The 23,659-nt window shown below is 65.3% G+C and carries 22 protein-coding genes; 17 read left to right on the top strand and 5 right to left on the bottom strand.

The features are described from left to right. Positions 1-4 precede the first annotated feature (4 nt). Positions 5-529 (bottom strand): MarR family winged helix-turn-helix transcriptional regulator, encoded by a 525-nt coding sequence (locus F562_RS0107955; protein ID WP_018156421.1) that lies wholly within the window; start codon positions 527-529, stop codon positions 5-7. Between the two features lie 68 nt (positions 530-597). On the opposite strand from F562_RS0107955, the gene mreB reads away from it, so the two are divergent. The 7 genes from mreB to F562_RS21165 all read left to right on the top strand — a co-directional run bounded on the left by mreB (position 598) and on the right by F562_RS21165 (position 8,708). Then, the gene (mreB, locus tag F562_RS0107950; RefSeq protein WP_018156420.1) at positions 598-1,620 is read left to right on the top strand and encodes a rod shape-determining protein; all 1,023 of its coding nucleotides are present in this window, start codon (positions 598-600) and stop codon (positions 1,618-1,620) included. Positions 1,621-1,633: 13 nt separating this feature from the next. Then, positions 1,634-2,476 (top strand): rod shape-determining protein MreC, encoded by an 843-nt coding sequence (mreC, locus tag F562_RS20125; protein ID WP_018156419.1) that lies wholly within the window; start codon positions 1,634-1,636, stop codon positions 2,474-2,476. Continuing rightward, positions 2,473-2,973 (top strand): hypothetical protein, encoded by a 501-nt coding sequence (locus tag F562_RS20120; RefSeq protein WP_026181108.1) that lies wholly within the window; start codon positions 2,473-2,475, stop codon positions 2,971-2,973. The genes mreC and F562_RS20120 overlap by 4 nt, the downstream gene beginning before the upstream one ends. Next, positions 2,970-4,961, top strand: a complete 1,992-nt coding sequence (locus F562_RS0107935; RefSeq protein WP_040385264.1) for a penicillin-binding transpeptidase domain-containing protein — start codon at positions 2,970-2,972, stop codon at positions 4,959-4,961. The genes F562_RS20120 and F562_RS0107935 overlap by 4 nt, the downstream gene beginning before the upstream one ends. A 161-nt stretch (positions 4,962-5,122) precedes the next feature. After that, on the top strand, positions 5,123-5,392 hold the full coding sequence (gene rpsO / locus F562_RS0107930) for a 30S ribosomal protein S15 (protein ID WP_018156416.1): 270 nt from the start codon (positions 5,123-5,125) through the stop codon (positions 5,390-5,392). Positions 5,393-5,539: 147 nt separating this feature from the next. Beyond that, positions 5,540-7,993 carry a polyribonucleotide nucleotidyltransferase gene (locus tag F562_RS0107925; RefSeq protein ID WP_018156415.1) on the top strand — a complete coding sequence of 818 codons (2,454 nt, stop codon included), beginning with the start codon at positions 5,540-5,542 and terminating at the stop codon, positions 7,991-7,993. A gap of 178 nt (positions 7,994-8,171) precedes the next feature. Continuing rightward, positions 8,172-8,708 (top strand): MmcQ/YjbR family DNA-binding protein, encoded by a 537-nt coding sequence (locus F562_RS21165; protein WP_018156414.1) that lies wholly within the window; start codon positions 8,172-8,174, stop codon positions 8,706-8,708. 8 nt (positions 8,709-8,716) lie between these two features. Here F562_RS21165 and F562_RS0107915 read toward each other — a convergent pair whose 3' ends face one another. Beyond that, a complete protein-coding gene (locus tag F562_RS0107915) occupies positions 8,717-9,343 on the bottom strand; it encodes a DUF5701 family protein (RefSeq protein ID WP_018156413.1) in 627 nt (208 codons plus the stop codon). Between the two features lie 69 nt (positions 9,344-9,412). Continuing rightward, a complete protein-coding gene (locus F562_RS0107910) occupies positions 9,413-10,057 on the bottom strand; it encodes a class I SAM-dependent methyltransferase (protein ID WP_018156412.1) in 645 nt (214 codons plus the stop codon). Between the two features lie 50 nt (positions 10,058-10,107). Here F562_RS0107910 and F562_RS0107905 point away from each other — a divergent pair, with 50 nt between their 5' ends. Then, the gene (locus F562_RS0107905) at positions 10,108-11,139 is read left to right on the top strand and encodes a YihY/virulence factor BrkB family protein (RefSeq protein WP_018156411.1); all 1,032 of its coding nucleotides are present in this window, start codon (positions 10,108-10,110) and stop codon (positions 11,137-11,139) included. A gap of 64 nt (positions 11,140-11,203) precedes the next feature. Beyond that, a complete protein-coding gene (locus tag F562_RS0107900; protein ID WP_018156410.1) occupies positions 11,204-12,238 on the top strand; it encodes a hypothetical protein in 1,035 nt (344 codons plus the stop codon). A gap of 7 nt (positions 12,239-12,245) precedes the next feature. Here F562_RS0107900 and F562_RS0107895 read toward each other — a convergent pair whose 3' ends face one another. Continuing rightward, positions 12,246-12,905, bottom strand: a complete 660-nt coding sequence (locus F562_RS0107895; RefSeq protein WP_018156409.1) for a GntR family transcriptional regulator — start codon at positions 12,903-12,905, stop codon at positions 12,246-12,248. 150 nt (positions 12,906-13,055) lie between these two features. Between F562_RS0107895 and F562_RS0107890 the strand changes: the two genes are divergently transcribed. From F562_RS0107890 to F562_RS18480, 8 genes are all read left to right on the top strand, one after another. Next, positions 13,056-14,276 carry a sarcosine oxidase subunit beta family protein gene (locus tag F562_RS0107890; protein WP_018156408.1) on the top strand — a complete coding sequence of 407 codons (1,221 nt, stop codon included), beginning with the start codon at positions 13,056-13,058 and terminating at the stop codon, positions 14,274-14,276. Between the two features lie 13 nt (positions 14,277-14,289). Next, positions 14,290-14,586, top strand: a complete 297-nt coding sequence (locus tag F562_RS0107885; protein WP_018156407.1) for a sarcosine oxidase subunit delta — start codon at positions 14,290-14,292, stop codon at positions 14,584-14,586. Next, positions 14,583-17,642 carry an FAD-dependent oxidoreductase gene (locus F562_RS0107880; protein WP_018156406.1) on the top strand — a complete coding sequence of 1,020 codons (3,060 nt, stop codon included), beginning with the start codon at positions 14,583-14,585 and terminating at the stop codon, positions 17,640-17,642. The genes F562_RS0107885 and F562_RS0107880 overlap by 4 nt, the downstream gene beginning before the upstream one ends. Then, complete coding sequence (locus F562_RS0107875; protein WP_018156405.1) at positions 17,635-18,258, top strand: sarcosine oxidase subunit gamma; 624 nt, start codon at positions 17,635-17,637, stop codon at positions 18,256-18,258. The genes F562_RS0107880 and F562_RS0107875 overlap by 8 nt, the downstream gene beginning before the upstream one ends. An 85-nt stretch (positions 18,259-18,343) precedes the next feature. Next, positions 18,344-20,011 carry an alkaline phosphatase D family protein gene (locus F562_RS0107870; RefSeq protein ID WP_018156404.1) on the top strand — a complete coding sequence of 556 codons (1,668 nt, stop codon included), beginning with the start codon at positions 18,344-18,346 and terminating at the stop codon, positions 20,009-20,011. 48 nt (positions 20,012-20,059) lie between these two features. After that, positions 20,060-20,806, top strand: coding sequence for a 4-hydroxy-tetrahydrodipicolinate reductase (gene dapB, locus F562_RS0107865; protein ID WP_026181107.1), 747 nt, complete (start codon positions 20,060-20,062; stop codon positions 20,804-20,806). A gap of 110 nt (positions 20,807-20,916) precedes the next feature. Further along, complete coding sequence (locus tag F562_RS0107860) at positions 20,917-22,284, top strand: NAD-dependent succinate-semialdehyde dehydrogenase (protein ID WP_026181106.1); 1,368 nt, start codon at positions 20,917-20,919, stop codon at positions 22,282-22,284. Positions 22,285-22,378: 94 nt separating this feature from the next. Next, positions 22,379-23,044 carry a DedA family protein gene (locus F562_RS18480; protein WP_018156401.1) on the top strand — a complete coding sequence of 222 codons (666 nt, stop codon included), beginning with the start codon at positions 22,379-22,381 and terminating at the stop codon, positions 23,042-23,044. Between the two features lie 44 nt (positions 23,045-23,088). Here F562_RS18480 and F562_RS20115 read toward each other — a convergent pair whose 3' ends face one another. Further along, on the bottom strand, positions 23,089-23,643 hold the full coding sequence (locus tag F562_RS20115) for an AAA family ATPase (protein WP_083915495.1): 555 nt from the start codon (positions 23,641-23,643) through the stop codon (positions 23,089-23,091). Positions 23,644-23,659 lie beyond the last annotated feature (16 nt).

Here is a 23,659-nt window from a genome sequence, read left to right as displayed (position 1 = left end):
CCGATTAGCGCGAGAGCGCGTCGTCCAAGCCGCTCACCGCGCGCTCCAGTAGGTCGGCCAGGTCGGTGCGTTGTTTCTCGCTGAACTGTCCGAGGACATTGCCTTCCATCACATCCGACTGCTGAATGACGTCGCGGAAGAGTTGGCGCCCGTCGTCGGTGAGGGTGATCAGGATCCGAGTGCGGTTGACTTCATCGGGTACGCGCTCGATGAGCCCGCGCTCGGCCATCCGGTCCAGGCGGTGGGTCATCGAGGACGGGGCGATCGAGAGCACCTGAGACAGATGGCTCGGGGTGACGATCTCGCCGGCCCGGTGCATGGCCATGTGGGAGATGACCGCCCATTCGCCGGCGCTTAGCCCGAGATCAGCCAACTGGTCGTCGTACCAGCGCGACAGCCGCCGGTGAACCGCGTGGACTGCGGTGATGACGCGTTGAACTGATTCGCTGCCGCCTGCCTCGACGTATGCGGCGACCGCGGCATCGTAATCCTGACGAAGGCTCGGTCCGGTTGGCTCGTCGGCGGTCATGTCCCAAGGGTGCCAGCAATCCCGTACCGCCCCACGTGGCACCCCAGGCAAGCAACTACGATCGCCGAGTGGCGGGAAAGGGCATCGGACGCGATCTGGCGATCGACTTGGGTACCGCCAACACCCTCATCTACGAGCGCGGCGCAGGTGTCGTCCTCGATGAGCCATCCATCGTTGCGCTCGAGGTGGGTACCGGCCGGCTGCTGGCCGCTGGGACCCGAGCCAAAGAGATGCTTGGCCGGACGCCAGGACACGTGCAGGTCGTGCGGCCGTTGCAGCACGGCGTGATCGACGACGGTGAAATCGCCGAGCGCATGCTGCGCTACTTCGTCGGCCAGGTGCGGCCATCCCGGCTGGTGCGTCCACGGATGGTGGTGTGCGTACCAAGCGAGGTCACCGGCGTCGAACGGCGCGCGTTGGAGGATGCCGCGACCAGAGCCGGAGCGCGCAAGGTGTTCGTCGTGGAGGAGGCTGTCGCCGCCGCGCTGGGCGCGGACTTGCCGATCGAGGGCACGACGGGCTGCATGGTGGTCGATATCGGCGGCGGCACGAGCGATGTCGCCGTACTCAGTCTGGGCGGGATTGTCAGTGCCCGGTCCGTACGAGTCGGTGGCGATGAGATCGACGAAGCCATCGTGGCGCACGTCAAGAGCGAGTACGCGCTCCTCCTGGGGGAGCGCAGCGCCGAAGACATCAAAGTCCAGGTCGGGTCCGCGTTCCCCATGCGTGAGGAAGCGTCGATGCGGGTGCGGGGACGCGACCTCATCAGCGGCTTGCCCAAGACGGTGACCGTGACCTCAACCGAGGTTCGCCGAGCCATTGATGGCCCCTTGCTGGCCGTTTGCGAGCTGGTCCGGGCCACGCTCGATGTGTGTCCGCCGGAACTCGCGGGCGACGTCCTCGACCAAGGAATCGTGTTGACCGGCGGCGGTGCACAACTGCGTGGCCTTGCTGAGCGGATGCGGCACGAGCTGGGCGTACCGGTGCGGACCGCCGAGGACCCACTGCGCTCCGTGGCCCGCGGGGCGGGGCAGTGCGTCGAGGATTTCGGCGCACTGCAGCACGTTCTGGTCGACACCAAGCGCTACTGACTGAGGATTATTCGTGCCCCTGAGCCAGCGCAGCCGCCGCCGATTGGTGATCGGTGGGGTCGTGGTGTCGGTGTTTGCATGGGGTGTGGACACGGTCGTTCCCCGTGCGGGGGATGCGGTCCGCGAGGGGGCGGCCACTGTCGTCGAACCGATCCAAGAACGGCTGACTTTGAGCGCGCGTGGCGACACCAAAAAGCTACGGGCGCAGCGGGATCAAGCGCGACGAGCGTTGACCGAGCATGGCGACCGACGGTCCGTACGGGACGATCTTCGTCGGCTCCTGGGCTCAGCGGCGGTCGCCGATCGGCAGGTCATCCCTGCGCGCGTGGTGGCCTTCACCCCGCCCGGAGCCGCTGGCGGGTCTCAACGCGTCACGATCGATGTCGGCGCGCGCGACGGCATCACCGATCAGCAGACTGTCGTGGCCGCACAGGGCCTGGTCGGTCGCACGGTCACGGTGCGCGCGAACAGCACTGATGTCGAAGTCCTGACCTCTCCCGGCGCCGTGGTCGGCGCGCGGGTGGAGCGCAGCGGATCGATGGGGTCCTTGGTCGCCACGCCTCCGCCGGCCGTACCGCGCCGGACCGCTGGTGAACTCACCTTGTCGTTCGTCGCGGATGGCGATGTGCGCACCGGGGATACGGTGCGCACCCTGGGCAGCATCGGCGAGCGGCCCTACGTGCGAGACGTGGTCCTCGGCCGAGTGACTGGGGTCGACCCGGACCGTGGTCAGCTCGGGCGTACCGCACGGGTTCGCCCCGTCGTGGACACCTCAGCACTCGATGTCGTGGCCGTCGTCCAGCCTGTCGAGCGCACCCTGCCGCGCCCAGCCGCGACGGGAACAGGTACCCGATGAGCCGCCTGGTGCCCTCAAGGCTCACCGTGGTGCGGGCAGTGCTGCTGGTGCTCGGCGCGCTCTTGGCCGCCGTGGTGGTTCCCCGGTTCGCACCTGTCGAACCTGACCTCCTGGTGCCGGTGATCGTGGCGGGTGGCTTGTGCGGCGGGCGAACCACCGGCGCGCTACTGGGGTTGGCTGCGGGGTGGCTGACCGATCTGATTCCGCCTGGTACGGGCACCTTTGGGCTGAGCGCGTTGACCTATGCCGCCGCGGGACTCCTAGCGGGCGCCCTGCACCGGCATTGGCGGCATTCGCCCGCGCTTCCCGCGCTCGCTGTATGCGCGGCAGCACTCACCGTCCAAGGCGTGAGCGTGATCGCCAGCGCGGTCGAGGGCAGACCGATCGACCTGATTGCTGCACTTCTCGGCGTCCTGGCCACCACGGCCATTGGGACGGCAGTGGTGCCTGCGCTTCTGCATCACGAGCAGCGGCTAGTGCACCGGGGCAGGGCATGAAAGCGGGACGTAGTGGGGTGCGCCTGGCTATCCTTGGCGCGTTAGCGGTGGCGCTGGTGCTGGCCATGCTCGGCCGACTCGTGCAACTCCAAGTGGTGCGCGGTGACGACCTTGCGCAGCAGGCCCAACAACAGGCCACCCGAACAATCATCGACCCGGCGCTGCGCGGACGCATCCTTGCCGCGGATGGCACCCCGCTCGCCGCGAACTCTTCGACGACTGTCCTCACGCTGGACCCCAGGGAGGTGGCCGACCGCGAGGACGGTGGCGCGGGCCTTCTTCGTCGGGTGGCGCCGCTGGTCGATCGCACCCCAGAAGAACTCATCGCGCGCACTAAGGTGTGCGGCGCAGAAGGGGCACCGCGGGCACCGCAATGTTTCAGCGGGCAGCCCTTTGAGCCCATCCCGATCGCCGCCGATGTGCCGCTCGACCGGGCGCTTCCGCTCCTCGAACGACCTGAGGAGTTCCCTGGGCTGGGGGTTCGTGCGGAGCCGCGGCGGGCGTACCCCGAGAAGGGAGTCATCAACGCGGCGCACCTTCTCGGCCACCTCACCGGCGCGAATCGTGAAGACCTCCAACGCAATTCGACGTTGACCACGCGGGATGTCGTGGGCAGGGGTGGCCTGGAGCAGCACTACGACGACCTGCTGCGGGGCACGCCCGGTCGCACCACGGTGTCCGTTGACGCGCGCGGATTTCCTGATCGGCAGGTTTCCCAAAAAGACCCCGTACCCGGACGTGATGTCGTCACCCACCTTGACCCGACCGTGCAAGAGGCGTCTGAGAAGGTGCTGGGATCCACCCTTCGCCGGGCTCGCGCTGACGGCAATCCCGGCCGCGCGGGTGCCGTCGTCGTCCTCGATGCGTCCAGCGGCGCAGTGAAGGCGATGGCGTCGGCTCCGACCTACGACCCCGGCGTGTGGGCAGGTGGCGTCACGAACAAGGAGTACGTCCGACTCACCAGCGCCGCGTCCGGCGCCCCGCTGCGCAATCGGGTCACTGAATTCGCCACCGCGCCCGCGTCAACATTCAAGGCCATCTCGGTGCCGGCGGCCATGTCTCAGGGCCACGATGCCAAGGGACCCTACGACTGTTCAGCGAACGTCAAAGTGGGTGACCGAGTCTTCCGCAACTACGAATCCGTGGCCTTCGGGCCGGTCTCGATGCGGCGCGCGCTGGAAGTGTCATGCGACACCGTGTTCTACCGGTGGGCATTCGAGTCCTGGAAGAAGGCGGGCGGACTCAACGCGCCCACGAATGCGCCGGATCCGTTCGCCTCGACGGCTCGCTCGTTCGGATTGGGTACGCCGAGTGGGGTAGATCTCCCAGGCGAATCCGACGGGCGCATCCCGGATCGGTCCTGGAAGCAACGGAACTGGGAAGCGACCAAGACCTCGACCTGTGACCGGGCCAAGCGCGGCTATCCCGAACTCAAGGACCGCAAGCGTGCGGCCTATCTCACCAAGGTGGCTCGGGAAAACTGCGTCAGCGGGAACGTCTACCGGGCTGGCGATGCGGTGAACTTCGCGATCGGGCAAGGCGACGTGGCCGCCACACCGCTACAGATGGCGAGCGCCTATGCCGCCGTCGCCAATGGCGGCACCCTCTGGGCGCCGAGAGTCGCCGCGGCGTCCCAGCAGCCTGGGGGAGCGGGACGTCGTCCAGTTGCTCAGGAGCGGGCTGGCACCGTTGCCTTCCCGGCAAACTCCCTGGCCACCTTGCGGAGCGGACTAGCCGACGTGACGCGTACCGGCACCGCGAAGGACGCCTTTTCCGGTTTTCCGCTCAAGGACTACCCAGTGTCCGGCAAGACGGGCACCGCCGAGGTCTTTGGGCAGGAGGCCACGTCGTGGTTCGCCTCGTATGGACCCAAAACCTCATCGGGAGCGCAGTACGTCGTCCTCACGATGATCACCGAGTCGGGGACCGGCTCGACCTATGCGGCGCCCGCGGCCCGCACGATCTGGGACGTGCTGCGCCAGCGCTGAGTGATCCAGCGCTGGGTGACCACGCCCGACGATTAGGGTGCGACGGCCTGCCGCTGATACCGTGGGGCCCGCCGTACGACGGCCGCGGATCCAGAGCGCCCTGGTGAACAAGCCCAGGTGCACCGCGCAACGATCAGTAGAAACGGAGTAGCCCCAACACTATGCCTCTTGACACTGCGACCAAGCAGAAGATCATCGCCGAGTACGGCACCAACGAGGGCGACACCGGCTCGCCCGAGGTGCAGGTCGCGATGCTAACCCAGCGGATCACTGACCTCACCGAGCACTCGCGTCAGCACCCGCACGACCACCACAGCCGGCGTGGCCTGCTGCTCCTGGTCGGCCAGCGTAAGCGCCTCCTGCGCTACGTGGAGTCGGTTGACGTTGAGCGCTACCGCTCGCTGATCAAGCGTCTGGGTCTGCGACGCTGAGACTCACGCACATCGAGGCGGTTACCTCATTGAGGTAGCCGCCTCGTGGCGTAGGTGGGCCCTCGGTGAGGGTCCATGAACACGAAGAAAACACTCACGGGCAACGACGATCCGCGAGTGATGCACGAAGAGAGAACAGGAGGACCCATGGAGGGTCCAGAAATCACTGCTACCGAAGCCATCCTCGACAACGGAAGCTTCGGCAAGCGCACGGTCCGGTTTGAGACCGGCCGTCTTGCACAACAGGCGGGTGGCGCTGTCGTGGCGTCGCTCGATGGAGAGACCACTTTGCTGTCGACCACCGCGGCGGGCAAACACCCGCGCGAGGGTTTTGACTTCTTCCCGCTGACGGTTGACGTCGAAGAGCGGATGTACGCCGCGGGCAAGATCCCCGGCAGCTTCTTCCGCCGCGAGGGACGCCCCTCGACCGACGCGATCCTGACCTGCCGTCTGATTGACCGGCCGCTGCGCCCCGCGTTCGTCAAGGGTCTGCGCAACGAGGTCCAGGTCGTCATCACCGTGCTCACGTTGGATCCAGATCACCAGTACGACGTCCTGGCGATCAACGGCGCGTCCGCGGCGACCCAGATCTCGGGTCTGCCGTTTAGCGGACCGATTGGTGCGACGCGTGTCTCCCTGATCGATGGCCAGTGGGTCGCGTTCCCGAACTTCTCCGACTCCGCGCGCTCGACCTTCGACATGGTCGTCGCCGGTCGCATCGTCGAGGACGATGTCGCCATCATGATGGTGGAGGCGGAGTCCACGGACGCCACCTGGGACCTGGTCAAAAACCAGGGCAAGCAGGCCCCGACCGAAGAGGTCGTCGCCCAGGGTCTTGAGGCCGCTAAGGGCTTCATCCGCACCCTGTGCGAGGCCCAGCAGGAGCTGGCTTCGCAGGCTGCCAAGGAAGTCCAGGAGTTCCCGCTCTTCCTCGATTACGAAGACGACGCTTTGGCCGCAGTCGAGAAGGCTGCCGAAGCCAAGCTGCGTGAGTTGCTGTCCATTGCTGACAAGCAGGACCGTGAAGGCCAGCTCGACGCGTACAAGGAAGAGCTCAAGGCTGAGCTCGCTGGCGAAGGCAAGGACTTTGCGGGCCGGGAGAAGGAAGTTTCCGCCGCCTACCGCAGCGTCCAGAAGAACCTGGTGCGCGAGCGCATCCTGCGCGAGCAGGTGCGTATCGATGGCCGTGGACCCAAGGACATTCGTGCCCTGTCGGCCGAGGTTGAGGTGCTCCCGCGGGTGCACGGTTCCTCGTTGTTCGAGCGAGGCGAGACCCAGATCATGGGTGTCACGACGCTCAACATGCTCCGCATGGAGCAGCAGCTGGACACGTTGTCGCCGGTGACGCGCAAGCGCTACATGCACAACTACAACTTCCCGCCCTACTCCACCGGTGAAACCGGCCGGGTCGGAAGCCCGAAGCGTCGCGAAATCGGCCACGGTGCGCTCGCCGAGCGTGCGCTCATGCCGGTGCTGCCGACACGTGAGGAATTCCCGTACGCCATCCGTCAGGTCTCCGAGGCGCTTAGCTCCAACGGTTCGACCTCGATGGGTTCGGTGTGTGCCTCAACGCTGGCACTGCTGAACGCTGGTGTGCCGCTGCGCGCGCCGGTTGCGGGTATCGCGATGGGCCTGGTGTCGGCTCAGGTCGATGGCAAAACCGAGTACCTCGCGCTGACCGACATCCTCGGTGCCGAAGACGCCTTTGGTGACATGGACTTCAAGGTCGCCGGCACCAAGGACTTCGTGACCGCGATCCAGCTCGACACCAAGCTCGACGGCATCCCCGCCGAAGAGCTCGGCAAGGCGCTGACCCAGGCCTACGACGCGCGTCTGCACATCTTGGACGTCATGAACGAGGCCATCGACGGACCGGACGAGATGAACCCGCACGCCCCGCGGGTTATCGCCGTCAAGGTTCCGGTCGACAAGATCGGTGAGGTCATCGGGCCAAAGGGCAAGATGATCAACCAGATCCAGGAAGACACCGGCGCGGACATCTCGATCGAGGATGACGGCACGGTCTACATCGGTGCGACCGACGGCCCCTCGGCCGAGGCGGCTCGGGCTGCGGTCAACGCGATCGCCAACCCGACGATGCCTGAGGTTGGCGAACGCTTCCTCGGCACGGTCGTGAAGACCACCACCTTCGGTGCCTTCGTGTCGTTGCTCCCCGGCAAGGACGGCTTGTTGCACATCTCTGAGGTGCGCAAGTTGGTCGGCGGCAAGCGTATCGATGCCGTCGAGGACGTCCTGGCCGTTGGCCAGAAGGTCCAGGTCGAGCTCAAGGAGGTCGACCCGCGCGGCAAGCTGTCGCTGGCCGTCGTCGAGGACAAGGCCGCGGCTCCGGCCGAGACCGCTCCGGTCGAGACCACCTCGCCGGTCGAGCCCACTTCGCCGGTCGAGGCCACCTCGCCGGTCGAGGCCACCTCGCCGGTCGAGCCTGTCGAGACCCCGGCCGAGACCAGCTCGCCGGTGGAGTCTGACGAGAGCAGCGAGCGCCCACGTCGCCGTCGCCGCGGCGGCCGTGGCCGTCGTCGTGACAACGACGGTGGCTCCGAGGGTGAGTCGGCTGACGCCGGCTCCTCCGACGAAAGCTGACGTTTCGCCGGTCGAGTTCATCGAGACCATCGACAGCCCGGTTCCCGTTCGCGGGGGCCGGGCTGTCGGCGTACCCAGGGAACTAACTGCGTTAGGTGCCCTTGACCGGGAAATTTCCCAGTCAAGAGGTACGTAACGCAGTTAAGTCCGGGAGTGGGGAGTCTGCTTTCCTGATGCCATGACGACTCGTGCTCAGGTGCGTAAGGCGGCGCTCGCGCTTCCGGAGGTGGAGGAAGGCACCCAGAAGGGGATGTCGACGTTCGCGGTGCGCGGCAAGAGATTCGCGGCGGTGACCACGGATGGCCAGGTGCAGCTCAGCGTGACGACGGCAGAGGCCGAAGAAATCGTGACGACGTACACCGCAGCTGCGACGGTGACGCGCGGCGCCTCGGTCGTCGGAGTTCGGGTTCCGTTGGCCGATATCAACGGGATGGCACTCAACCATTGGGTACGGCGGGCCTGGTTCTACCGGGCGCCGCGCCGCGTGGCCGACGGACTCGCCCATGCCGATCGCGCTGATTCCGGATCGGGCGACCTCCCGACGGCGATCGGTAGACCGGCGACCCGCGCCCTGCTCGGCGCAGGAATCACCTCATTGGACGACCTGACCCGGCGTACGCGTCGTCAGGTTGCCGACCTGCACGGCGTCGGACCGAAGGCCATTCGGCTGCTTGAGGACGAGTTGGTCGATCGCGGTAGTAGTTTCCGGGCGTAGTGGGGACGTCAGGCGGTCGCGTACCGGCCCTTGGCTGAGGCGAACCCCAGCCACGTGTGTCGATTGCGCCACCAGCACCATCCGACCTTGGGCGCATCACGGCGAGCCGCGCCATCTCGGCCGGTGCCGCCACTGATCCAGATTGCGGGGGTACGCGCGTCGTACGTCCCCGGCTTAGCCTTCGGCTTGCGCGACGCGATGCACATGAAGCAGTGATTCGGCTCCAGGAACTCGGGTGATTGCAGCAGCCAACTGATCCCCTCGCTGGTCGTCAGGGGAGTACGCCCCCGCTCGGCCAGCGCTGGCAGTGCCTCCTCCGGGCTCCAGTTCCGCAGGTCGTCCCCTCGGTCGACCTCGTCGAGTAGATAGAGCGGACGGTCGGGGAGCCAGATATCGGGCGTCGGCCCGAACTCGTCCAGATCGGGCATGTCGACGACCACGAATCCAGGCTTTCCGCGCCGGGTTAGCAGCGGGGCCAGGGCGCTGGCAGGAGCTAGGTCAGGGTGAACCGCCAGCACCGTCCCGGGAAGGTCCGGTAGGTCGGCGGCGAGCGTGATGAGGTCGGCGGCAGTTCGTCCGCTCGCCTCGGCAAGTCCGGCGTCGATGAGCATGTCGATCTGGGCGCGTACGGTCATGGAACTCCTCGGATCATCCGCAGTGGGCGTTTGCTCAACGGCGGGCGGCACCAAGACATTCCGCGCCCGTCAAACCTTCTGGGCGATGACATAGCCCTGCGGCTGCGGTTCGTCGGGCTCAGCCGGTCGCTGGGCGGTGAAAACCACGCGAAAGCCAGCGTCGATCAGGAATTGTTCAATCTGCTCTGGAGCGAACCAGTAGATGTCGAACCCAATACCGAGGCCGAGGGTGGTGCCGCCGCGTCGCCGAGCGCCGTCGCCGACCTTGAAGGCCGTGACGACGTAACCGCCCGGTCGAATCACCCGCGCAAGTTGGGCGTATGCCTCCGACCGAACCTCCGGCGCGAGGTACATCAGGGAGTACCAAGCCACCGCTCCAGCCAGTGCACTGTCCTCGAACGGAAGGGAACGTAGGTCAGCTACGTCGAACGCGAAGGCCGGAAAGTCGCGCCGCGCCACTCGAATCATCTCGGGCGAAAGGTCAACGCCACACGGCGAGAACCCTTGTGCCGCAAGGAAAGGGGCCAACCTTCCTGTGCCGCACCCAATGTCGCCGACGTGGTCACGGAGCCCTGCGCCGCGGACGTACTCGGCGAATAGCCCAAGCACAGCCCGATCGACCGGCATCTCGTCGAGCAGCGTGGACAGCCCGGTGGCGTAGACCTCGGCAAGGACGTCGTGCGCCTCCCGCAACTCCTGCGTCGAATCACCCACCTCGGCAGCGTATGCGGACGCGCACTGAGTCGCAGGGCAGACTGTCGCCTGTGAACTTCGTCGACCGCCTGGATGCCTACCAGCGCAAGCACCGCAGTGTCGGTTTGCCTCTGGGTGTGATCTACAAGTTCGTCGATGACCAAGGTGTGTATCTCGCGGCGCTTATCACCTACTACGCGCTGCTTTCGGTCTTTCCGCTCTTGCTGCTGTTGACCTCGATCCTGGGCTTCATCGTCCAGGGCGACGAACAGTTGCGCGCGACGCTGCTGGATGGTGTCTTGGCGCAGATCCCGGTGATTGGCGATGACCTCGGAACGCCAAGTGGTCTCGAAGGGAACGTCTTTGCGGTCGTGATCGGTGCGCTGACCGCGATCTACGGTGGTCTCGGGGTGGCTCAGGCCGTCCAGCACGCTATGAATACCGTCTGGGCCGTGCCGCGGCACCGCCGCCCCAACCCGTTCCTTGCCCGCGCTAAGAGCGCTGGTTTGCTCCTGATCCTGGGTGTCGCGCTGTTGGCGGCTGGGTCGCTGCCGCGCATGGTCGGCTGGCTGGACGGCAAACTCTGGCTTCCTGCGCACATGGTGATCGCCACGCTGGTCTTCTGGGTCTTACTCCGCTTCTCGACGCATCGCTCGCACGGCTGGCGGTCTTTGCTGCCGGGTGCCGTGGTCCTTGGCGTCGCCTGGCAGTTGCTGGAGACGTTGGGTGTGACCCTGGTCGACAACGTGATCACCCGGTCAAGCGCAACGTACGGTGCGTTTGGGTTGGTGCTTGGGTTGATCCTGTGGATCTTTGCGGTGGGCATCACCCTGGTTCTTGCCGCAGAACTCAACGTGGTGCTCTCCAGGCAGCTTTATCCGCGGGCCCTCATGACACCGTTTATCGACGACGTCGAACTGACGAGGGCAGATCACGAGGCGTACGGCTACCTTGTCTCGATGCACCAACTGAAGGGCTATCAGCAGGTGCAGGTCACGTTCGACAAGGACAACGACGGGATCCCGGACGAGCCCGGCGACACGGCCGAATGGGAAGCGCGTCGGGAGCGATGGAGGTCGCGGCGCTTCACGTCCGACGAGTAGCCCCGCGAGAAGATCTGGCTGTGGAAACCGTCCATCGGGCGGTTCGCTTCGTCAGAGTAGGGCCATGCAACGCGCACTTCGCCTACGTTCACTCTTCGCCTTCGCCACGGTCGCCGCCCTTGCTCTGGCCGGTTGCGGTGGGGGAGATGAGCCAGACTCAACCTCGTCTGCCGCCACCTCGACCGCGCCGCGACCTGGCATGTCAGTTGCTCAGGCACAGATGATCATGACCGACTACGACAAGCGCAATAACGTGGCTATCAAGGCGGCCGCGGCGCCGACCTTCAGCGACACGCCTTGGACGAAGGCAGACATGGGCCCGACGCTTGAAGCCGATACCTTCACGACGCGAAAGAACCGTGCTGACCCACCGAAGGATGCCAAACCTGCGCAGACCATGAAGCAGCGAGTTATGGCTGTGATCGGGCCAATCCGCCACCTCAAAGGCAAGGTCGCGCTGATTCGTGTAGAGGTCGACCGTGCAGGGAAGCCGCCTGCGACCTCCTCAAGCGTCGAGCCGAGCCACGAGGCCTGGCAGGTGATGTACCAGGCTTCGCCGAAGGCGGCGTGGCGGATGTGGCAGGGATTTACGACCGAGCCTGGTGCTCTGCCCGCCTCGCTGACCACGTCCAAGGACCCGACGCCGACCCCGGCACAGGTCGACGCGAGTCAGGAGTTGCCACAGCAACTCATCGACAGCGTCCGTGCAGAGCCCGGCGCACCGTATGCGAAGAGCAAGGTGCTGACCGAGGTCATGTCGCGCATGTGGGTTGGTGGGAAGGCGGACTCACATCAGGATCGGACCATCCAGTGTGAGCCGTACGCCCCGGCGGGCTCCGCAGATCAGCAGAATGCGCTGATGCTCGGTCAGGCGAAAGGGGCGGTCGTGAACGTGGTGAGTCTCCGCTGCCGCGTCGATTTCGCTGCAGACGAGGGGTGGCAGTTCGAGATGCCCAAGGGTACGGCCACGGTATACAAGGTGCCCACGAAAGGCACGCAGGTCACCTTCACGCGAGTGTTGTCGGGCTTGTTCGTGACGCCCAAAAATGGTGTGTCAGTGCTGAAGTCGGTGTCCGAGGACATCGTGCCGCCGGACTGACCGGTCTTCACAGCACGGCCCGCACCGATTCTTCGAAGTGGGCGACGTGAGCGCTGGCGAGCTTGCTGGCGCGGTCGGCGTCTGCCTGCACGATGGCGGTCAGGAGGTCGGCGTGCTCGATGATGTGCTCGCCGATGGTGGGCAGCCGGTCGAGTACGAGGCACCAGATACGGGTGGCGAGGTTATCCAGACGGACCAGAGTCTCCTCGAGGTGCGGGTTTCCGGTGGCGCGGTAGATCAGCCGGTGGACCGCGAGGTCGTACTCCATTAGTGACCGATGGTCCTCAAGCTCTGGTTGTAACGCCGTGACCTGCGTTGCTTTGGAGGCAAGCTCGCCCCGGAGTGAGTCCGTGGCACTGCGAGCGGACCGTGCCGCCGCGACGGGTTCCAGCGCCTGACGCATCTCGCTGAGGTGGGCCAGGTCGGTGATGTCGACCTGTGTCGCGAAGGTGCCACGGCGGGGGAAGGATGCGACAAGGTGGTCGAGTTCAAGCTTCTTGAGCGCCTCGCGCAAGGGAGTGCGTCCGACGCCGAGCTCACCAGACAGCTGGCTCTCGTGGATCGCCGCGCCCGGCGCAATGTCCAGGAGTACCAGCTGATCTCGTAACTGGTGATAGGCGCGGTCGGCGAGCGAGCCGTACGTGGGTTCTGGCACCTCGAGGCTCATCTAGTCCACCTTGTCCATTGGCGTGGGCACCCTCTTGACGGGCGTTCTCACCTTAGCCTAGTGTCGCCGACACTTGATATATCAGTCGTCGATGAACGTTGACGGCGCCCTTTCCACCTCGGTCACGAAAGGCCACCAGGAGGGCATTGCATGGACCAGCGACACTTGCCGGAGCACCCCGAGTTCCTCTGGGATAACCCCGAGCCGAAGAACTCCTACGACGTCATCATCGTGGGTGCCGGTGGACATGGGCTCGCGACGGCGTATTACCTCGCAAGTGAGTACGGCATCACGAATGTCGCTGTGCTGGAACGCGGTTGGTTGGCCGGTGGGAATATGGCGCGCAACACCACGATCATTCGATCTAACTACTTGTGGGATGAGTCGTCGGCCATCTATGAGCACTCCCTCAAATTGTGGGAGGGCCTCGAAGAAGAACTCGACTATGAGATCTTCTTCTCCCAGCGCGGCGTGCTGAACCTCGCGCACACCTTGCAGGATGTGCGCGACTCAGTGCGTCGGGTGGAGGCCAACAGGCTCAACGGCATTGACGCGGAGTTCCTGGACCCGCAGCAGGTCAAAGAAGTCTGCCCGATCATCAACATCTCCGACGACATTCGCTACCCCGTCATGGGTGCGACCTATCAGCCCCGGGCCGGCATCGCCAAGCATGACTGGGTGGCGTGGGCCTACGCCCGCCGCGCCAGCGACCTCGGCGTCGACCTCATCCAGAACTGCGAGGTCACCGGGTTCGACATCGAGAACGGCCGCGTCGTCGGAGTGCAGACCACTCGCGGGCGCATCGGAGCGGGCAAGGTGGCGCTCGCCGCGGCCGGGCACACCTCGACTCTGACTGAGTTGGCTGGATTCCGAGTGCCGATTCAGTCTCATCCGCTGCAGGCACTGGTCTCTGAGCTGCACGAGATCATTCATCCGACCGTTGTGATGTCCAACCATGTGCACGTCTATGTCTCCCAGGCACATAAGGGCGAGCTGGTCATGGGCGCCGGTGTCGACTCCTACAACGGCTACGGCCAACGCGGCTCTTTCCATGTCATCGAGCACCAGATGGCCGCTGCGGTCGAGCTCTTCCCTGCCTTCTCCCGCGCGCATCTGCTGCGCACTTGGGGTGGCATTGTCGACGTGACCTTGGATGCTTCACCGGTGATGGGGCTGACCCCGGTCGACCAGATGTACGTCAATACCGGTTGGGGCACAGGCGGATTCAAGGCCGTGCCGGGTGCTGGGGTGGCTTATGCCCACACGATCGCGAACGACCGGCCGCATGAGTTGAATCGAGCCTTTGGTCTCGACCGATTTGTCAGCGGAGACCTCATCGACGAGCACGGCGCCGCGGGCGTCGCACACTGACCAAGGAGAACTGGTGCTGAATATTGAATGCCCGTTCTGCGGAGCGCGACCAGAGACCGAGTTCGGATACGGCGGGCAGGCGCACGTGGCCTACCCCGAAGAGCCCCACGCGCTCAGCGATGAGGAGTGGGCCGAGTACCTCTTCTACCGGGACAACCCGCGCGGCGATTTCGCCGAACGGTGGGTGCACTCGGCTGGATGCCGCAAGTGGTTCAACGCGATCCGCGACACCCGGAGCTATCGAATCGACACGACCTACACGCTCGACGCGCCGCGCCCCAAGGCTGCGAGCAAGGGAGAATCGCCATGACAGAAGGTCAGATCAACCGGCTCGGTCACGGCGGGCAGATCGACCGGGCGAGGCCTGTCGCCTTCACCGTCGATGGTGTTGCCTGCTCGGGGTTTGTCGGCGACACCATCGCGTCCGCACTTCTGGCCCACGGCCGGCACCGGGTCGGGGATTCGGTCTACCGTGCTCGTCCACGCGGAATTGTTGCCGCTGGTGTCGAGGAGCCAAATGCGTTGGTACGTATCGCTGGTGACTATGGCGAGTCGATGCTGCCCGCTACCTGTGTCGAGGTGGAGGAGGGCATGGAGGTCACCATGCTGCGCGGCATCGGTGTGTTGGACCAGCGCCTGGACCCCGCCGAGTACGACACGATGAACGTTCACACCGACATCGCCATCGTGGGAGCCGGGCCGGCGGGACTCGCCGCGGCGCGAGAGGCTGCGGCGACCGGTCTGCGGGTCACTGTGTTCGAGCAGGACTTTCAGCTCGGTGGCGATCTGCTCTCGCGACCAGATCAGACCGTGGAGGGTATCCCGGCGCGCGAGTGGATAGAACAGGTCCGTGCCGAGCTGGAGGCCGCACCAAATGTACGGATCCTCATTCGTACCAGCGTCTTTGGCAGTTACGACGGCAACTACCTCACGGCATTGGAGAAGCGGGGTGCGCAGTTCAGCGGGACTGCTCGCCTGGGTATGTCCCGTCAGCGGGTTTGGCATGTCCGCGCGGCACATTTGGTCCTGGCCACCGGAGCGTTGGAGCGCCCCATCATCTTTGCTGGCAACGACCGGCCTGGGGTGATGCTCGCTTCGGCGGTGCAGACCTACCTTGGGCGGTACGCCGTCCGACCCGGCAAACGGGTCGTGTTTTTCACCACCAACGACTCGGCGTATGCGACGGCAGCGTTGATGCACGATGCAGGCGCCTCAGTCGTTGTCATCGACGCGCGGGAGGAATCCGTTGACTCGGCGGCGCGGGATGCTTTGCGTGCCAACGGAATTGAGGTCAGGTCTGGATCAGCGGTCCTCTCGGCCCACGGTGATCCAGCGGTCTCGTCGGTCACGATCGCTGCCCTCGATACCGAGGGCCGACCGGAGGGCGGGGCCGAGCAGATCGACGCTGACCTTCTTGCTGTCGCGGGTGGCTGGAACCCCACGGTGCACCTACACAGCCAGCGCCATGGGTCCGTGGTCTGGGATGATGACCTCGCCGGCTTCGTTGCCCATGCGCCCGCGCCCGGGCAGGCACTCGCCGGTGCGATCGCAGGCGCGTACACCCTGGAGGCGTGCTTGGCACAGGGGGCGCGGGTCGGCGCTGGTCTCGACGCGGCTCGCCCTGGGGGGCTCGCCGGCTCGACCGGCGTAGGAGATGCGGCTCGCCCTGGTGGGCTCGCCGGCTCGACCGGCGTAGGAGATGCGACTCGCCCTGGTGGGCTCGCCGGCTCGACCGGCGAGGGAGATGCGGCTCGCCCTGGGGGGCTCGCCGGCTCGACCGGCGAAAAGGGTGATGGCGTCACTCGACAGGTTTGGGTGGTCGCGCGCGAGGGTGACTCGCTGGACGATCACCTGGTCGACCAGCAGCGGGACCAGACGGCAGCGGATGTTCTGCGGGCCACGCAAGCGGGTATGCGATCGGTCGAGCACATCAAGCGCTACACCTCAATCGGCACCGGCGCCGATCAAGGAAAGCTCAGCGGTGTCAGCACTATTGGCCTGCTCACCGACGCGTTGACAGGGCTTTCGGCGTCTGGGTCCGTTCAGGTCACGCCGGGCGATATCGGAACCACGACCTTCCGAGCGCCTTTCACCCCGGTGGCGTTTGGTGCGCTCGCCGGGCGATGTCGTGGTGACCTGTTTGACGTCGCGCGCACCACCCCTGCCCACCCGTGGCATGTGGCGCACGGAGCCGTTTTCGAAGACGTCGGCCAATGGAAGCGCGCCCGCCATTACCCCCGAGATGGCGAGGACATGGATGCTGCCGTGGCACGCGAGTGCCGTGCGGCTCGTGAGGGTGTGGCGTTCATGGATGCCACCACGCTCGGCAAGATCGAGATTCGTGGCGCCGACGCCCCGGAGTTCCTCAATCGGATTTATACGAATGCCTTCGCCAAGCTCGCGGTCGGCAAGGCGCGCTACGGCGTGATGTGCGGGGTCGACGGCATGATCTTCGATGACGGAGTCTCGCTGCGGCTAGCTGACGATCGCTATCTCATGACCACCACCACTGGCGGCGCCGCGCACGTGCTCGACTGGATGGAGGAGTGGCTGCAGACCGAGTGGCCGGAACTTGACGTCACCTGCACGTCGGTCACCGAGCAATGGTCCACGACAGCGGTGGTCGGGCCCCGGTCTCGTGACGTCATCGCCCGGTTGGCCCCAGACCTGGACGTGAGTCAGGATGCGTTCGGCTTCATGGAGTTTCGTGAAACTGTCCTGGCCTCAGGCATTCCCGCGCGCATCTGCCGGATTTCGTTCTCGGGCGAGTTGGCTTTCGAGATCAACGTCGCGACCTGGTACGGCCTCACAGTGTGGGAGGACGTCGCTGAAGCTGGCGCCGACCTCGACATCACGCCGTACGGCACCGAGACGATGCACGTCCTGCGCGCCGAGAAGGCCTTCCCGATCGTCGGTCAGGACACCGACGGCACCGTGACCCCCCAGGATCTTGGGATGAGCTGGGTTGTTGCTGGCGGCGGTCGGCCCGGCGAGGGCAAGGAGTTCATCGGCAAGAGGTCCTACGCGCGGACCTCCCACACCGACGCCGTCCGCAAGGAACTGGTGAGCCTGCTACCTACCGATCGCAACCTCCGCCTCCCTGAGGGCGCCCAAGTCGTCGAGGCGGGCGCACTAGGCGACTACACCGGCGAAGGGCTGCCGAGTGCGCCGATCCCGATGCTGGGACACGTGACCTCGAGTTACCGCTCTCAGGCGCTAGGGCGCAGTTTCGCACTCGCGCTCGTCAAGGATGGCCGGAAGCGACTGGGAGACAAGGCGATTGCTTCATTCGGTGGACAGTTCGCCGAGGTGGTCATCGATGAACCGGTGCTCTTCGACAAGGACGGAGCCAAACGTGATGGCTGACCATCTCCCGACCGCCGTGCTCGACCTGCGTCGTTCTCCGGCGCACGATCTCCGCGATGAGTTCGAGGCGGGTTCGAGCGAGAAGGTTGGTCTGCGCGAAGTTCCCTTTCTCACCCAGATCGCCCTCCGCGCAGCACCGGGCGGGCCTGCCAGTGGCGCGCTCGAAGGTTCGCTGGGGTGCACACTGCCGCAGCAGGTCGGGGAGGTGACCTCGACTGGTACCGCGCACGTTCTGTGGCTGGCCCCGGATGAGTTCCTCCTTGTCGCGCCGGACGAAGCGCAAGCGGGGGAGTCGACCACGGCCTATGCCCAGCGACTGGTCGACGCCCTTGGTGCGCATCGTGGCCAGGTGGTCGATGTCTCGGCGAACAGAACAACCTTCAAACTCTCCGGTCCGATGGCACAGGTCGTCCTCGACAAAAGCGTGCGCATCGACCTTGACCCGGTCGCGGCGCCGATCGGTACAGCCCTGGTTACGGAGTTGGGTGCCACCCCCGCGATTCTGTGGCGTACCGATGAGCAGGAGTGGCAGGTACTGGTGCGTGCCTCGTTCGCGGTTCATGTCGGCACCTGGTTGCTCGATGGGATGCGCGAGTTCTCTGGGGCATCCGGCTGATTCTTGGGAACCGCTCAGCAAGCGCCCGTGCAGGCATGGCAGGGTGATCGGTGGATTCCCGCCCACACGACCCCCTGGAGTACCCATGCCTGAGCTCGTTCTCGGCCCGATGGTCCGTCATGTCAGCGAGCGGACGGCCAGTATTTGGGTTGAGACATCCGCTCGGGCCACGGTGACCGTACGCACCGCAGACCAGTCATGGAGCGCGTCGACCTTCGTCGTCCACGACCATCATTTCGCGCTTGTGAGAGTCACGGGGTTGGAGCCAGGCTCCATGCTGGACTACACCGTCGATCTCGATGGGGATGCCGTGTGGCCTGACCCGGACAGTTCTTACCCCGCTAGTCGGATCATGACCTTGGACCGCGAGCGACCCACTCGGCTGATGTACGGCTCCTGCCGCACCAGCGTGCCGCACGACGACGAGCACCACCGCTCGCACGGTGTCGATGCGTTGCGCTCGCTGGCCATCCACCTGACCAAAGACCGCGACGCGAGCGAGCGACCGGATCTGCTGGTCTTTCTCGGCGACCAGGTCTATGCCGATGAGACCTCGCCGGCGATGCAGGAGTTCATCGAGAGCCGGCGCAGTCTGGAGGAGCCCCCAGGGGAAGAACTTAAAGACTTCGAGGAGTACGCGCACCTCTACGGCCTCGCGTGGTCGGAGCCAGCGAACCGTTGGCTGATGTCCACGGTCCCGAGTGTGATGATTTTCGACGACCACGACATCCGCGATGACTGGAACACCAGTTACACCTGGCACCAGGAGATGAATGCGACGTCGTGGTGGCATGAGCGACTTCTGGGCGGCTTGACCTCCTACTGGGTTTACCAGCACCTCGGTAACCTCTCGCCGGACGAGCTCGCTGCCGATGAAATCTGGCAGCGTGTGGTCACCCACGAGGAGTCCGGTGCCACCGACGAACTCGATCTCACCGAGGCACTACGCGCCTTGTCGGCGGCGGTCGACCAACACCCCGAGCGGTACCGCTTCTCCTACGCTGTTGACCTCGGTGACGCCCGTCTGGTCATGATTGACTCGCGGGCCGCGCGCGAGTTGGAACCGGACAAGCGCAACATGCTGGACGCGACCGAACTGGAGTGGCTGGACGGTCAGTTGACCGGCGACGTGGACCACCTGCTGATCGGGACCTCGTTGCCGTTCCTGCTGCCGCCTGGTCTGCACCACGTCGAGGCGTGGAACGAGCAGGTCGCCGAAGGCAATTACGGCGCCCGCTGGAAGCGGATCGGTGAGACTCTCCGCCAGAAGGTCGACCTGGAGCACTGGGCGGCGTTCGAGCACGGCTTCGACCAGGTCAGCGACATGGTGCTGGCGACCGCGAGAGGGGAGCGCGGCCGAGCCCCAGCGACCGTGACATTCCTGTCGGGAGACGTTCACAACTCGTTCGTTAATCGGGTCGACGAGCCTGAAGAACTCGGACTCACGAGCCACATCGTGCAGGCGGTGTGCTCACCGATCCGCAACCCCCTGCCGCGCGCAGTCCGCGTCATGATGGCCGCACTTGCCCACGTACTGGCGCGCCCGATGGATGCGCTCGTCTCTCGGGCACGTCGGGTGCCGTCCCCGCCCTTTACCTGGACGATCACCAACGGGCCGTGGTTCGACAACAACGTCGGCCTGCTGCGAGTTGAGGGTGACAAACTGCACCTGACCTGGCATACGGGAGAGGTCAAAGGCCGGGCCGCAAATGACCCGATCCTGCGTGAAGTCGCCAACGTACAGATCGATTGAGTCCGGACTTCTAGGACATCAGAATCCTCGCGCCGTAGGGTGGTCGTCGTGAGTGAGCAGATCAAGGTTGCTGTCATCGGTGCGGCCGGGCGGATGGGAAGTCAGGCGTGCCAGGCCGTTGAAGCGGCTGAGGATCTCGCACTGGTCGGGCGCTATGACGTCGGTGACGAACTCGGCGATCTGTCCGGAGCCGCGGTAGCGGTTGACCTCACGGTGCCGGGCAGTTCCCCGGGCAATGTGGCGCACTGTGTCTCGCGCGGAGTCCACGCGGTCGTTGGCACCACCGGATGGGACGACTCGCGCCTCCAGGCGCTGCATACCCAACTTAACGATCAGCCGAAGGTCGGCGTCCTGATCGCCCCGAACTTCGCGATCGGTGCGCTGCTGATGATGTCGTTCGCGCGGCAGGCGGCTCCCTTCTATGAGTCGGTCGAGGTCATCGAGACCCATCACCCGGACAAGGTCGATGCCCCGTCGGGAACAGCCGCGCGTACGGCCCGACTCATCGCGCAGGTCAGAGATGAGGCTGACCTCGAGGGCGTGCCGGATGCCACAACGTCAGACCCCGAGGGCGCCCGCGGTGGCCTGATTGACGGAATCCCGGTGCACTCCTTGCGAATTCGCGGGCGAGTGGCACATCAAGAGGTCGCGTTCGGCAACCCGGGTGAGGGTCTGACGATCCGACACGACAGCTTTGACCGAGCAAGTTTTATGCCCGGAGTGCTCACGGGAGTGCGCCGGGTGGCCGCTCATCCCGGCCTCACGGTGGGCCTGGAGCATTACCTCGATCTGTAGTGATCACGCGGGTGTGGCGGACCCATGTTCTTTCGCCCCAGGACGTGCCTATCATCGAGATCTCGACACCTGCGTCAAGCGCAGATGACCTCGATCTTTGGGAGCCGAACGTGACGACCTATGCCGTGACCAACCCCGCGACTGGCGAAACTGTTGCGACATATCCAACGCTCACCGACGTAGAGATGAAAGCCGCCATCGACCTGGCCCACGGGACGTACGGGCCGTGGGCGCGGGAAACCACCCCAACGCAGCGGGCAGAGTTGATCCGCAAGGTCGGCGACTTGCACAGTGAGCGTCGGGAGGACCTTGCCGACACCATCGTCCGCGAAATGGGTAAGCCACGCGCAGGCGCGTTGGAAGAAGTCGACTTCGCTGCGGACATCTACCGCTATTACGCCGACAACATTGACGCGATCGTCGCGGACAGCCCGATTCAGTTGCTCGGGGGCGACGGTAGCGCGGTGATGCGTAAGGCCCCGCTCGGAGTGCTCATCGGCATCATGCCTTGGAACTTCCCCTACTACCAGGTCACCCGGTTCGCCGCGCCAAACCTGTTGCTGGGCAACACGATTCTGCTCAAGCACGCACCGCAATGCCCAGAAAGCGCCGCCAAGATCGCCGAGATCTTCCGCGACGCGGGTGTACCAGAAGGCGCGTATGTCGACATTCGAGCGACCAACGACCAGATCGCCGAAGCAGTTGCCGACCCGCGCATCCAGGGTGTGTCGGTCACTGGATCCGAGCGCGCCGGTGCGGCCGTGGCCGAGGTGGCAGGTCGCAACCTCAAGAAGGTCGCGCTCGAACTAGGCGGATCCGACCCGTTCATCGTGCTGTCCACCGACAACCTGGATGAGTGCGTCGAAGGCGCAGTCTTCGGTCGGCTCGATAACGCAGGGCAGGTCTGCAACGGGGCAAAGCGGTTCATCATCGTCGATGATCTTTACGACGACTTCGTCGAGAAGTTCACCGCAGCGATGGGCGAGGTGAAGGCGGGCGACCCCACCCAGGACGACTGCGAGCTTGGCCCACTGTCTTCGCTGACGGCAGCGGATCGGTTGCAGGAGCAACTCGACCGCGCTGTCGAGAACGGGGCGAAGGTAGCGCTTGGTGGCACGCGCGATGGTGCCTTCTTCGCTCCCACGGTCCTGACTGACGTGACCCCGGAGAACCCAGCCTTCCAGGAGGAGTTCTTCGGCCCAGTGGCGATGATGTTCCGAGTTGCCGACGAAGCCGAAGCGGTGGCCCTGGCCAACAACACGAGGTACGGCCTGGGCTCATACCTCTATACGACCGACCCAGAGCAGGCAGACCGGGTGGCCAACCAGATCGAGGCGGGCATGGTCTATGTCAACATCATCGGTGCGGATTCACCGGAATTGCCTTTTGGTGGAGTGAAGCGCAGTGGCACCGCTCGCGAGTTGGGCCTGATCGCCGCCAATGAGTTCGCGAACCACAAGTTGATCCGAATCGGCTGACGGCTGACCTACCGACGCGCCCCCGGCCCCGCACGAAGCGGCCGGGGGCGCAGCGTATTCTCATGAGTGTGGGCAGTGGGGAAGCAGGTCAAGCGTGATCGACCAGGTGCTCAGTGCGCTCGAAAGCCTGATTGGGTCGCCCATGATTTACGGCGCGCTCGCACTGATGTCTTTCGTCGACTCGGTTCTTCCACTATTCCCGAGCGAAGCGCCGATCATTCTGACGGCTGCTTACTCAGCATCCGCAGGTACACCGAACATCGTGGGCATATTCTTCGCGGCGGCGATCGGAGCGTGGCTCGGGGATCACGTCACCTATTTCATTGGTCGAACCCAGGCCGCCCGTATCGACCACTGGCCGGATACCACGCGACGGGGGCGAGCGGTGCGTACGGCCAAGGCATTGCTTGCCAAGCGCGGCGGCATGGCCCTGGTGGTCGCCCGATTCATCCCATGGGGTCGCATCGCGACAACCTTCGTGATGGGTGCGACGCGCTATCCCTTGCGGTCCTACTCGGCGTACGACGCCCTCGGCACCAGCGTGTGGGCTCTACACGGCTGCTTGCTCGGATATCTCGGGGGCATCGCCTTTAAGGACGAACCGCTCAAAGGCATGATTCTCGGCCTGGCCATGGCGGTCGCGGTCTCGGTGTTCATTGAGTTGGGACGATGGTGGTGGGAGCGGCGCCACAGCCAGCCGGAAGCCGACCAGGACACCCAGAGCCTGCCAACTCGCGAAGTGCAGTCAGACCACCCGTGAGGTAAAGCGCACGGATGGTCTGACCGAACGTGAACTGAGGCTCGTCAATGAGCCGTTGTCAGGTGTTCGATGGCCCGCAGTGTGATCTCTTGCTGGTCCTGCTGGCACTCCAACACCATGATGGTCGGGTCAGCGCTGGCACGGCTGACGAGCGCCTCCCGGTAGGCACGCAGGAGATCATCGTCTAACTCTCGTGCTGCCATCGCGTGAGCGGCACTCGTGCTCGACAGTCGGTGCCGCAGTCGCTGTTGCAGATGCGTCAGGCTGTCGAGCAACATCACTTCGAGGTAGTTCGCTCCGCGCTGGTCGGCGAGGTCGCGCAGCCGATCAGGAAAGTCCGGGCGGCCGCATAACTGCGCGATGGCAACGGTCCTGCCCGCTGCGAGGTGGGTGTCGATCGCAGCTGCTGCCTCTTCTCGGGCCGCCAGCCGTGCTTCGTCGGTATGCGGAAGTGGCTGCCGAGCACGCCACTGATCTGGGTCGACGTGGGTACGCGCCGGGTCGGCGGCCGCCCACTGCGCGGCGAGGGTCGATTTGCCAACACCCGGAGGGCCGTTGAGCAGCAGCAGAGTTGGCACGCCACTCAGCGTAGGCCGCACGGGCGGTCCTAGGCCG

It is taken from the genome of Demetria terragena DSM 11295, from assembly GCF_000376825.1.
GTDB lineage: Bacteria > Actinomycetota > Actinomycetes > Actinomycetales > Dermatophilaceae > Demetria > Demetria terragena.
This window is presented reverse-complemented; position numbering and strand designations above follow the sequence as displayed.